Raw genomic sequence first — 10,349 nt, 5'->3', positions numbered from 1 at the left:
CAAATGACGAGACCCTAGCCCGGGGCGCGGCGGGCCAGCCACAGCTGCCCGGCCAGCCCCAGCCCCAGCAGGCCCGCCCCGGTCAGCAGCACGCTGCGCTCGGGCAGGCTGGCGGCCAGCAGTGCGTGCAGCGCTCCTAACCCCAACGCAGCCCCAAGCGCCTGCCCGACCCATGCCCGCCACGGCAGCAGCTGATACCAGGGTGCCCCTAGCAGCCGGGCCGTGTGCCGCAGGTAGTAGCCCGCTTGCCAATAAGTGCTGCTGACAAAAGCCAGCGCCACACCCGCCAGCCCCAGCAGCCGGTACAAGGGAAACATCAGCCCCAGCGCCAGCGCCAAATCGAGGAGCGCACCGCGTGTGATGATGCGCCCCTGGCCCTTGTGCTGCAAAAGGGCCGTGAAGTTGTAGGCCCGCAGCGGCACTACCAGCGAGGCAACCACAAACAGCGGCACCGCCGCATCGTAGCGGTGCGCAAACACCACCCCAAACAGCTCGCGCCGAAAAAACAGCAGAAAGAAAAACAACGGGAATACCAGCCGGCCCAACAGCTCGCCCGCCGCCCGCAGCAGGGCTAGCCGGTCGGCCTCGGTGCGCCGGGGCTCGCCAAAGTGCAGCAGCAGCGTGCTGCCCGCCGCCCCCAGTAGCAGCGGCAAAAAGGGAATATCAATGGTGCCATTGAAGTATAAGGCAAACAGCGCGGCCGGCAGCAGGAAGTTGAGCGCCAGCTTATCGGCCCACCGAAAGAGCACCTGCACCACGTCGTTGAGGGCCGTGTGTGCCCACAGGCTGCCAACCGAGGCTAGCGGCATGGCCACCGATGGAGCCTGCGCCGCCTGCGCCCGGCCCGTAAGGCCCGCCAGCGCCGCCAGGCGCAGGCCGCTGCCCACCAGCAGCCACGCCATAAGCTGCGGGCTGCTCAGGTGGTGGCCCACCAGCAGGGCGTGGCCAGCCACAAACCAGGCAGCATAGCCCCCACTCACCAGCGCCAGGGGCCGAAGCTGCCGCTGCCCCAGCACACAGGCTTCGAGTACGGCAATGGGCACATTAAGCAGCAGAAAAAGCCCCGCCGGCCCAGCCCCAAACGGTGCGCCGCGCCCCGTTTGCAGCCCGGCAAACAGCGCCGCCACCAGCAGCACCCACCCCACTAGCCCCGCTAGCTGCCAAGGCCGAACCCCTCGCGCCAGCCCCCGCACCTGAGCTGGCGCGTAGGTGAGCACCAGCGTGGGCAGGCCCAGGCAGGCCACCACGTGCAGTACCTGCCACTGCACCCAGAAGCTTTGGTAGCGCCCGTAGTAGGCCGGGCTGGTGGCGCGGGCCAGCCACACCAGCGCCACCACGCTGGCCAGCGTGGGCAGCAGCCGCACCAAGAAAATGGCCGCGCTAGTGCCGAGCAGCGTGCCGCGCGTAGGCGCTTCGGGCGTGGGCGTCACAGTCGTCGCGGTTTAGTTCTCGGAGCAGCCTGGCGGGGTTGCCGGCCAGCACGCAGTAGCCGGCCGGAAAGCTGCGCGTGACCACGGCCCCCGCTCCTACCACCGTAAAATCGCCCAGCTCGACGCCCGGCAGCACCACGGCGCCCATGCCGAGCCAGCAAAAATGGCCGATGCGCAGCGGCGGCGCGGCTAGCTGCCGGGCATTGTTCACGGGGTCGTGGTTGGCCGAAAGTAGCCCCACCTGCGGGCCAATGTTGGTAAAATCGCCTACTTCCACCCCATTATCAGCGTTGATGTACACGCCCGGCGAGTCGCCCGGAAACGACCCTAGCCCCGCCCGCAGCCGGGCCGGCGTTCGAATGGTGGCCGTATGGTGCACGGCCCAGCGCACACCCGCATTCTGGCGCAGCACTTTGCGAAACAGCCCGTCGAGCACGTAGAAGCTCAGCGGCACGTCGGGCCGCAGCCCCAGCACCTTCTTCACCCGTATTGATAGCCCGTTCGTCATGCTGCGTAGGGCTCGCGCCCGGCCGCCACCCGGTGGCCACAGCCCAAACTTAGCACGCGCCGGCGCTGCCGGGCGGGCCTAGCCCGCCTGGGCGGCTGGGGACCGTAGTTTTGTGGCAATGAATTTTCTCCGCTCGCTGCTCGAAGCGGCCGTTGTGATGGTCGTGCTGCTGGGCCTGGCCCGCTGGGCGCTGGGCGTTTTTGGTAAGAAGGCCACCTTATATCGGGCCACGCCCACCCGGCAGCTGGCGCAGCTCACATGGCCGCTGCTGGCAGTGGGCACCGGGCTAGCGGCCGCCGGCCCCGGCCTGGTAGCGCCCACAGCCTTCGAGCGCTGGCTGGCCTGGGCGCTGCTGCTGGCGGTGCTGGCGCTGGCGGCACCAGCGCTGCTGCTGCACCTGCGCTACTACACCCTCAACGCGGCTACTACGCTCATTTTCAACCCACTGGAAGGCCGCCTGCAAGTAACCCTCGACGAGGTGCTGGCCTATGACCCCGCCCGCCAGGGCTGGCCCGGCCCCGGCCCGGTAGAGTGGAGCCGCTGCCGCTGGCCCGGCGTATTCTGGCGGCGCTACGAATACCTACGCCTGCCGCTGCCGCAGGGCGACATTATCCTCACGAGCCTTGTGCTGCCCGATATGCACCTGCTGGTGCGCTACCTACGCCATTTTGGCGTAGAAGTGCACGAGCGCCGCCGCGCCTGGGCGTGGATTTAATATTCAGTGAATAGTTGGTAGTGAACAGTGAATCGTTTCTTTAGCAACTACCAACTGCTCCCCATTAACTGTATACTGTTCATTACCAATCGTTTGCTACTAATTTTTCACTGCTCACTATCAACTGTTCACTGAAAAAAATGCCCCTTCTGCACTACCTCGACCAGGGTGACCCTAGCGCCCGGTCGCTCGTCATTTTGCACGGCCTCTTCGGCACCCTCGACAACTGGCAGACCCTAGCCCGGCGCTGGGCCGAGGAGGCTGGCCTGCGCGTGGTGTCCGTCGATATGCGCAATCACGGGCGCTCGTTTCACTCGCCCGAGCACAGCTACGCCCTCATGGCCCAGGATGTGCTGGCCCTCTTCGACCACCTGGCCCTCGACCCCAGCCGCCTCACGCTGCTCGGCCACAGCATGGGCGGCAAGGTGGCCATGACCCTGGCCCTGGGCTACCCCGAGCGGCTGGCTCAGCTTATCGTGGCCGACATCGCGCCGCGCTTCTCCAACATGGAGCACCAGGACGATATTATCGCCGGCTTGCAGGCCGTGGACCTGAGCGCCATCCAGACGCGGCAGCAGGCCGAGGCGGCGCTGGCCCGCACCATTCCGCAGCCGGGCGTGCGGCAGTTTTTGCTCAAGAACCTGTACCGGCGCGAAGACAACTCCTTTGCCTGGCGCATCAACCTGCCCGCGCTGGTTGAGAACCTGGCCGCCGTGGGCGAAGAAATCACTGCGGCGCAGCCATTTATTAAGCCTACGCTGTTCTTGCGCGGCGGCAAGTCAGACTATATCACGCCCGAAGACAAGCTGACCGGCATTCCGGTGCTGTTTCCCAACTCGCAGGTAGTGACCGTGCCCGACGCCGGCCACTGGTTGCACGCCGAAAAGCCCGAGGAGGTATTTGGGCTGGTCAAAAACTTTGTATTGATGTAGCGCGGACTTTCAGTCCGCCTCCTCCATCGTCAAACGCGGACTAAAAGTCCGCGCTACTATCATGCTTTACCTCCTTCCTACCCCGCTGGCCGAGGGCACGGCGCCGCAGGTGCTGCCGCCGCAGGTAGTGGCGGCCGTGGCCCGGCTGCCCTACTTTCTGGTCGAAAACCTGCGCACTGCCCGCCGCTTCGTGAAAGAAGTGGCCCCGCACCGCGTCATCGAGGATATTCGCTTTGTGCTCATCGACAAAGACAGCACGGCCGCCCAGGTAAAAGCTGCGCTGGAGCCCTTGGTGAAGGAGAGAATCGAAGCCGGCGTGCTCTCCGAGGCGGGCTGCCCGGGCATCGCCGACCCTGGCGCGGCCCTGGCCCAGGAGGCGCACCGGCTGGGGCTAGCGGTGCGGCCACAGGTGGGGCCGTCGAGCATCTTACTGGCCCTCATGGGCTCAGGGCTGAATGGGCAGCGATTTGCCTTTCACGGGTACTTGCCCATCGAAAAGGCCGCCCGCATCACGGCTCTCAAAACCCTGGAAAAGGAGGCTAGCCAGCGCGACCAAAGCCAGCTGTTTATCGAAACGCCCTACCGCAACGACCAGCTGCTGGCCGACTTACTTACCCACCTCGGGCCTGGCACGCGCCTGTGCGTGGCCGCCGACCTCACCGCGCCCACCGAGTACCTACGCACGCTGGCCGTGGCCGACTGGCGCCGGCTGGCCGAGCTACCCAAGCTGCACAAGCGCCCGGCCGTGTTTGCGCTGGGCCGCTAGGCTACCTTCCCCAGCCAGGCTTCGGCATCGGCTTGGTCGTCGAAGAGGCGGTAGCTGAGGCTGGCGGCTTTGGCTTCGAGCACCAGCTGCGAGCTAGTGAGGCGCGCAAACACATCATGCGGCAGCAGCACGGCCCCGTGAAACGTGGTGCCGCGCGTGAGCCAGTGGTCCCGTATCCAGTCGCTCTCTTCGGGGCTATAGGGCTGCATGTTGCGCTGGTCGGCCAGCACCCGGTTCCAGCGGCGCTGGGTTAGCAGCTGCGCCAGCTGGGCCAGCAGGCCCTGCAAATCGGGCAGCTGGCGCGGGCCGGGCTGGTACTCCACCACCGCGTAGCCGTGCGGGTGCTCGAGCAAGCGGGCCACAGCATTCTGAAAATAAACGAGGTGCGCGGGCGAGGCGGCTGGCATGAGGCAGCGACAGAAGGTGTACTGGCCTCACCTACTGCCCGCGCCGCCAGATGGTTGCAGCGCCACCGTGAAGGCCGTGCGCCCGCTAGCCCCTGTTTCGAGCCGAAAAGCCCAACCGTGGGCCAGTAAAATATCGCGTACCAGTACTAAACCAATGCCCTGCCCGCCCGGCTTGGTGCTGAAAAAAGGCGTAAATAAGCGCTGGCTCACGGCGGGGCTAAGCGGCGGGCCATCGTTTTCGAGGGTAAGCGTGGGCGGCTGGGCGGTGGTACGCACCCACACGTTGCCCCCGCCCGGCCCGATGGCTTCGAGGGCATTCTTGGCCACGTTGAGCAGGGCCTGGGCCAGCTGCTGCGAGTCGGCGGGCACCAGCAGCGGGCCTTCGCTGGCCAGCTCCCAGTGCCAGGCCACGCCCTGAGCGGCGCTTTGGGGGGCTAGCAGGCGGCCGAGGTCGCGCAGCAGCGCGTGCACATCGGTGGCGTGCGGGGCGGGCGGCGGCAGTCGCACCAGCCGGGCGTAGCGCCCGATAAAGTCGGCCAGCTGGGTATTGCGGGCAATACTCACGGCGAGGCCCTGCTGGTAGTCGGCGCGGTCGTCGGGGGCTAGCTGCGGGGCGTAGTGCTGAAAGCTGCCCAGCAGCGAGTTGACGGCCCCAATGGAGTTATTGACCTCGTGCGACATCAGCCGGATGAGCTGCTCGTAGGTTTGCCTTTCCTGCTGGCGCAGCTCCTCCGTGAGCTCTTCCAGCACCACAAAGCGCCGCTGAAAGCCCCGGTCGAGAAAGTGCGCGGCGGCCGCGCGGTAGAGCTGGCCGCCCGGCAGCCGCACGGCCTGGGCTTGGCCGCCCGCCAGGCCCGCCAGCAAAGCTCCCCAGGGCGCGGGCAGGCCAGCCACCGGCTGCCCCACAAGCGCGGCGGCCGGCTGGCCCAGGGCGCGGGCCGCGGCCGCGTTGGCGCTGGCTATCTCATTAGCAAAGCTGAGAATGAGCACGCCGGCCGGCGAGGCGCCGATGAGGCGCTCGAGTAGCACGGCTTGCTCGTGCTGGCTCACCCGCTCCTGGCGCAGGGCGTCGAGCATCTGATTATACACGCCGATAAGGCGGTCGAGCTCGGGCTGGCCTACGGGCTTGAATTTCAGGTTAAAATCCTGGGCGGCCAGCGCGTCCGTACCCGCCTCGATGAGGCGCACCGGCTGCATCAGGCCCCGGTAGAGGCGCCAGGTGAGGAACGCGCTCGCCACAATCGTGCCCTCGCAGGCGATAAAAAGCACCGGCTGGCTGGTGCGCACCTGCGCCGCCAGGGCAATAAGCACGGCATACAGCGGCAGCAGAAACAGCAGGAGCCGAAAGCGGATGGTCATTTAGTAGGTCCAGACGCACCCCTGCGTCTCGTCGTTGAAAGAGGCCACCTAGCGAAGCAGACGACGAGACGCAGGGATGCGTCGCTATCTCCGTCTTGGTTATTGTTCACTATTGTACGGAATGCCAAACTTATCGAGCCGGCGGTAGAGCGCGCCGCGGCTCAGGCCCAGGGCCCGGGCCACGCGGCTGAGGTTGCCCTGGTAGTGGGCCACACTCTGGCGTATCATCTGCTCCTCGAGGGCTTCGAGGGTCATTGAGCCGGGGGCGGGCAGTTCGGCGGGGCTAGCGGCCGGGCGGGCGGCACCAGCGCCGGCCGGCACCTGAAAGTCGGCCGGCGTAAGCTCGTCGTGAGGCGTGGTGAGCACGGTGCGCTCCACCAGGTTTTTGAGCTCGCGGATGTTGCCGGGCAGCGGCTGCTCTTGCAGCCAGTGGGCGGCGGCCGGGCCTAGCCGTAGGCCGGGGCGCTGGTAGGCAGCTTGCAGCTGGGCCACGAAGTGCCGGGCCAGGGCCGGAATATCGGCGGGCCGCTCGCGCAGGGCGGGCAGGCGCAAGGTGATGAGATTGAGGCGGTAAAAGAGGTCTTCGCGAAAGCGGCCCTGGGCTACCAGCTCGGCCAGGTTTTTATTGGTGGCGGCCACCACGCGCAGGTCGAGGCGGCGGGGGCGGCTGTCGCCAAGCACCTCATAGGTGCGGTCTTGCAACACGCGCAGCAATTTTACCTGGCTGGCCAGTTCCAGCTCGCCGATTTCGTCGAGAAAGATGGTGCCGCCGTTGGCCAGCTCGAAGCGGCCCACGCGGTCGGCCCGGGCATCGGTGAAGGCGCCGCGCCGGTGGCCAAACATCTCGCTTTCAAACAGCGACGACGAAATGCCGCCCAGGTTCACCTTCACAAACGGCTGGCCGCGCCGCTTGCTGTTCTGGTGCAGGGCCTCGGCAATGAGCTCCTTGCCGGTGCCGCTTTCGCCTTCTATCAGCACCGAGGCATCGGTGGCGGCCACCTGGCCCACCTGGCGCAACACAGCCAGCAGGCTCGGGTCGTCGCCCACGATGTTGCCGAAGGCAAATTGCTTGTTGAGCGCCGCCCGCCCGGCGGGGCCCACCGAGGCCGCAGGCGCGTGCAGCTGCAAAAGCGTGCCGATGGTTTGAAGCAGCGCTTCATTCTGCCAGGGCTTGGTGATGAACTCGGCGGCGCCGGCCTTCATGCCGGCCACGGCCAGCGCAATGCTGCCCCAGCCCGTGAGTAGTACCACCGGCACCTGCGGCGCCAGCGCCTTGAGCTGCGCCAGCAGGGCTAGCCCGTCGGCCCCAGTGGTAGTGGCCGAGAAGTTCATGTCGAGCAAGATGAGGCGCGGAACCTCGGCGCGCACGGCGGCCAGCGCCTCGGCGGGGCCGGGCACGGCGCGCGTGGCGTAGCCGGCCTGCTTCAGCAGCAGCTGCAGGGAGGTGCGTACCGCCAGGTCATCGTCGACGAGGAGAATCATGTAAGCAGAAAATTACTTCTGTTTGTTTTTAAGCAGAACGTCATGCTGAGCTTGCCGAAGCATCTCTGTCGCGCCGCATGGATTAGTACCCTAGCGGCGCTGCAGAGATGCTTCGGCAAGCTCAGCATGACGTTCTGTTTTAATTCATAACTTAAGCACCCACCCTAGCGGCTGCTGATGGTGCCGCCGCCGCTCACGTTTTTAGTCACTTCGGGCGAGCCGTAGTACTTAATGCTGCTGCCGCCGCTGGCCTCGGCCATTAGCACTTCCTTCACGGCTAGCTTGATGACGCTGCCGCTGCTGGCCTCAATCTGGGCGCGGTTGGTGAGCAGCTTTTCGCCATTGAATACCGAGCCGCTCGTGATTTTGAGGTCGAAGCGCGGGGCCTGGCCGATGAGGTCGATGACGCTGCCGCCGTTCTGGCGCACGATGAGCACGCCCACGTTAAGGTCGGCCCGCACCGTAGCGCCGGACGAGATGTCGAGCTGAAAATCGGGGGTGGCGAAAGGGCCGCTGGCCGTGACGGCCGCGCCGCTGCTGGCCGCCAGCATGTGCAGCTGGTCGGCCGTGACGGCCACGCGCAGGTGGCGGTCACGGCGGGCCTTCTTCGAGTTGCTGTCGCGCTCGTCGGGGTTGTCGTAATGAATCCCCAACACCCCATCGCGCACCGTAGTCAGGATGTGCTCGCGCTGGTCGAGGGTGGTGGCGCTCACCTCCACCCGCTGGGTGTGGCCGGCCGTGAGCGTCAGCTCGATGCCCGTGCCCACGTTGATGGCGTTAAATTTTTCGAGCGGCCGCACCTGTGGGCCATTGGCCACCGGGGCGGTAGTGGTTTCGGTTTGAGCCAGGGCGGGCGCCAGGGCCAGCAGCCACAGCACGGCGGGCAGCAGGTAGTTTTTCATTAATTAAGAAAGGAAAGGCTATCAGGAGCGATGGATGGGCAAAGAAAGCCATGCCGACGATAGGAAGCAGAACCTCGCTCCCCTAGCCAAGCGCCACTAGCCAGCCAACGGCCGCAAGAGCACACCAGCTCGACCGAAATAGTACGGTCTACCGGGGGGCGCACAAGTACATTTTATTCGCCTCTGAATCCCAGATGGTAGTAAACTGGCTCAGGAAAGCATAGCCGACGGTAAGCAGGTTAGGCTCCTCTGTATAGCCCAGCGCTTTGTCCATAGCCGCATTGCGGGTAGAGGCGACATTCAGCGCGTGTAAATCTAGCTTGACGCCTCGCCCAAAATCGACCTGCCGGATGGTACAGAGGCTATCCGCGTCGTAGACTGGCAGCGGCACCAGCAGCTTTTTAGCCAGCAGCGCTTGGCGCACGGCTTTAGGAAGATAGAGCTGCCCCTGCTGCCCCGTATCGAAGCCACATAAAAAGCTGTAGCCCCCGATATTCACCCTCGCCACCACGTTGCCGGGGCGCCGCCGGGTTTCGATATCTAATACGGCTACTACATGCTCGCCGCGCAGAAAATCCTGGCTGGCCCGGCGGGCGGCCGTTTGCTTGTAGCAGGTGAGGCGGCGTTGGGTATAGTCGAGCTTGAGGATGTAGCCCGCGGTGTAGCCAAAGCCAATTTGCCCGATGCAATCGGGGGTAATACCTTCCAAAAAGTCCAGCGAGTTTCCTTCCACGCCGGGCAGCTTGGCGTAACGGAGGCCATTACTGAGCTGCATGCTGGCAATGGTATCGTACTGCGAGCGCGTATATGTCTGGCCGCTTCCTACTGAGCCGTGCCCCATTGACCGGCCAGCGGGCAGCTTTAGCAAATGACTGTTCAAACTAAGCGTGCCGGCGTTTCCAGTATCATACATCAACTTACCCGCCTGCCCATTTACCGACCCCTCAATGAATGGAAAGGCATCAATGAGGCGCAGTGGAAACGTTTGGATGTCGCCACTCAATCGAAAGCTAGCAGCTGGGACTGGTGACTGCGGGGGCGTAAAACCTACCCCTAAAACGCTGCCTAGCAGCAAGCACAGGCTTTTTTTGAACAACATGAATGATAAATTAGAATGCTAGCGGCCGCTTACGCTGCCGCCGCTGCTGGTGCGCTTGGTGAGCTGCGGCGAGCCCTTGTAGCTGATGCTGCCGCCGCTGCTGGCCTGGGCCACGAGGTCGTCTTTTACAGCCACGCGCACCGAGCTGCCGCTGCTGGCTTCGGCCCGGCAGCGCTCGGTTTGCAGGTCGGCCGCGTCGAAGCTGGCGCCGCTGCTGCTTTGCACATCGAGGCTAGTGGCGTGGCCGCTGAGGCTAGCGGTGCTGCCGCTGCTCTGGCGCACGGTGAGGGTGCGGGTGTCGAGGCCGGCCTTTACGGTGGCGCCCGACGATACATCGAGCTGAAACTCGGCGGCGTCGAAGTCGCCCGAGGTGTGCACCGACGAGCCGCTGCCCGCCGTGAGCGCCGTGAGCTGGTCGGCCGTCACGGCCACGCGCAGGTGCTTGTTGGTGCGGTCGTAGTTGTTGTGGCGGTTGTCATCGTTTTTGTAGCGCAACGTCAGCACCCCGTCGTTCACGGTGGTTTCGATGCGGTCGCGGTACTCATCGGTGGCGGCGCTCACCTCCACGCGCTGGCTGTGGCCGGCAGTCAGGCTTAGGTCGATGCCCGTACCCACGTTGATGGCATGAAAGGCTGGCACGTTGCGGGTTTGGGTGCTCTGGGCCAGGGCGGGGGCTAGCGAAGCGAGCGACAGCAGGGCGGGAAGCAGCAGGTTTTTCATGGCAAAAGAAGGAAAAAAGGAAATGGCGG

11 protein-coding genes are annotated in these 10,349 nt (G+C 65.3%); 3 read left to right on the top strand and 8 right to left on the bottom strand.

Translation table 11 applies throughout. The annotated features are described in order from the left end of the window. Positions 1 to 14: 14 nt before the first annotated feature. Positions 15 to 1,430, bottom strand: coding sequence for a polysaccharide biosynthesis protein (locus tag J4D99_RS13055; protein ID WP_208132156.1), 1,416 nt, complete (start codon positions 1,428 to 1,430; stop codon positions 15 to 17). Continuing rightward, on the bottom strand, positions 1,381 to 1,938 hold the full coding sequence (locus J4D99_RS13050) for an acyltransferase (RefSeq protein WP_208132155.1): 558 nt from the start codon (positions 1,936 to 1,938) through the stop codon (positions 1,381 to 1,383). Before J4D99_RS13050 ends, J4D99_RS13055 begins: the two co-directional genes overlap by 50 nt. 118 nt (positions 1,939 to 2,056) lie before the next feature. Between J4D99_RS13050 and J4D99_RS13045 the strand changes: the two genes are divergently transcribed. The 3 genes from J4D99_RS13045 to J4D99_RS13035 all read left to right on the top strand — a co-directional run bounded on the left by J4D99_RS13045 (position 2,057) and on the right by J4D99_RS13035 (position 4,351). Beyond that, the gene (locus tag J4D99_RS13045) at positions 2,057 to 2,653 is read left to right on the top strand and encodes a PH domain-containing protein (protein WP_208132154.1); all 597 of its coding nucleotides are present in this window, start codon (positions 2,057 to 2,059) and stop codon (positions 2,651 to 2,653) included. 140 nt (positions 2,654 to 2,793) lie between these two features. Next, positions 2,794 to 3,585 (top strand): alpha/beta fold hydrolase, encoded by a 792-nt coding sequence (locus J4D99_RS13040; protein ID WP_208132153.1) that lies wholly within the window; start codon positions 2,794 to 2,796, stop codon positions 3,583 to 3,585. A gap of 61 nt (positions 3,586 to 3,646) precedes the next feature. Further along, positions 3,647 to 4,351, top strand: a complete 705-nt coding sequence (locus tag J4D99_RS13035) for an SAM-dependent methyltransferase (protein WP_208132152.1) — start codon at positions 3,647 to 3,649, stop codon at positions 4,349 to 4,351. Here the strand turns inward: J4D99_RS13035 and J4D99_RS13030 are convergent. The 6 genes from J4D99_RS13030 to J4D99_RS13005 all read right to left on the bottom strand — a co-directional run bounded on the left by J4D99_RS13030 (position 4,348) and on the right by J4D99_RS13005 (position 10,320). Further along, positions 4,348 to 4,758, bottom strand: coding sequence for a hypothetical protein (locus J4D99_RS13030; protein WP_208132151.1), 411 nt, complete (start codon positions 4,756 to 4,758; stop codon positions 4,348 to 4,350). The two genes, J4D99_RS13035 and J4D99_RS13030, sit on opposite strands and share 4 nt — an antisense overlap. Before the next feature lie 27 nt (positions 4,759 to 4,785). Next, entirely contained in the window at positions 4,786 to 6,117 is a 1,332-nt protein-coding gene (locus J4D99_RS13025) for a sensor histidine kinase (protein WP_208132150.1), read from the bottom strand. 99 nt (positions 6,118 to 6,216) lie between these two features. Next, entirely contained in the window at positions 6,217 to 7,599 is a 1,383-nt protein-coding gene (locus tag J4D99_RS13020; RefSeq protein WP_208132149.1) for a sigma-54-dependent transcriptional regulator, read from the bottom strand. Between the two features lie 164 nt (positions 7,600 to 7,763). Beyond that, entirely contained in the window at positions 7,764 to 8,501 is a 738-nt protein-coding gene (locus tag J4D99_RS13015) for a head GIN domain-containing protein (RefSeq protein ID WP_208132148.1), read from the bottom strand. Between the two features lie 148 nt (positions 8,502 to 8,649). Then, positions 8,650 to 9,414: a hypothetical protein gene (locus J4D99_RS13010; RefSeq protein WP_208132147.1), complete on the bottom strand. Its 765-nt coding sequence runs from the start codon at positions 9,412 to 9,414 to the stop codon at positions 8,650 to 8,652. 204 nt (positions 9,415 to 9,618) lie between these two features. Further along, positions 9,619 to 10,320: a head GIN domain-containing protein gene (locus tag J4D99_RS13005; protein ID WP_208132146.1), complete on the bottom strand. Its 702-nt coding sequence runs from the start codon at positions 10,318 to 10,320 to the stop codon at positions 9,619 to 9,621. Positions 10,321 to 10,349 lie beyond the last annotated feature (29 nt).

It is taken from the genome of Hymenobacter sp. BT559 (genome assembly GCF_017571525.1).
Taxonomy (GTDB): Bacteria; Bacteroidota; Bacteroidia; order Cytophagales; family Hymenobacteraceae; genus Hymenobacter; species Hymenobacter ginsengisoli.
The sequence above is the reverse complement of the archived record's forward strand: the minus strand, read 5'-3'. Positions and strand labels throughout refer to the sequence as shown.

Bases quoted from the DNA above. Each gene is read 5' to 3' on its own strand.
- J4D99_RS13050 (WP_208132155.1), bottom strand. From the start codon at position 1,938: ATGACGAACGGGCTATCAATACGGGTGAAGAAGGTGCTGGGGCTGCGG.
- J4D99_RS13045 (WP_208132154.1), top strand. From the start codon at position 2,057: ATGAATTTTCTCCGCTCGCTGCTCGAAGCGGCCGTTGTGATGGTCGTG.
- J4D99_RS13040 (WP_208132153.1), top strand. From the start codon at position 2,794: ATGCCCCTTCTGCACTACCTCGACCAGGGTGACCCTAGCGCCCGGTCG.
- J4D99_RS13035 (WP_208132152.1), top strand. From the start codon at position 3,647: ATGCTTTACCTCCTTCCTACCCCGCTGGCCGAGGGCACGGCGCCGCAG.
- J4D99_RS13030 (WP_208132151.1), bottom strand. From the start codon at position 4,758: ATGCCAGCCGCCTCGCCCGCGCACCTCGTTTATTTTCAGAATGCTGTG.
- J4D99_RS13025 (WP_208132150.1), bottom strand. From the start codon at position 6,117: ATGACCATCCGCTTTCGGCTCCTGCTGTTTCTGCTGCCGCTGTATGCC.
- J4D99_RS13020 (WP_208132149.1), bottom strand. From the start codon at position 7,599: ATGATTCTCCTCGTCGACGATGACCTGGCGGTACGCACCTCCCTGCAG.
- J4D99_RS13015 (WP_208132148.1), bottom strand. From the start codon at position 8,501: ATGAAAAACTACCTGCTGCCCGCCGTGCTGTGGCTGCTGGCCCTGGCG.
- J4D99_RS13010 (WP_208132147.1), bottom strand. From the start codon at position 9,414: ATGTATGATACTGGAAACGCCGGCACGCTTAGTTTGAACAGTCATTTG.
- J4D99_RS13005 (WP_208132146.1), bottom strand. From the start codon at position 10,320: ATGAAAAACCTGCTGCTTCCCGCCCTGCTGTCGCTCGCTTCGCTAGCC.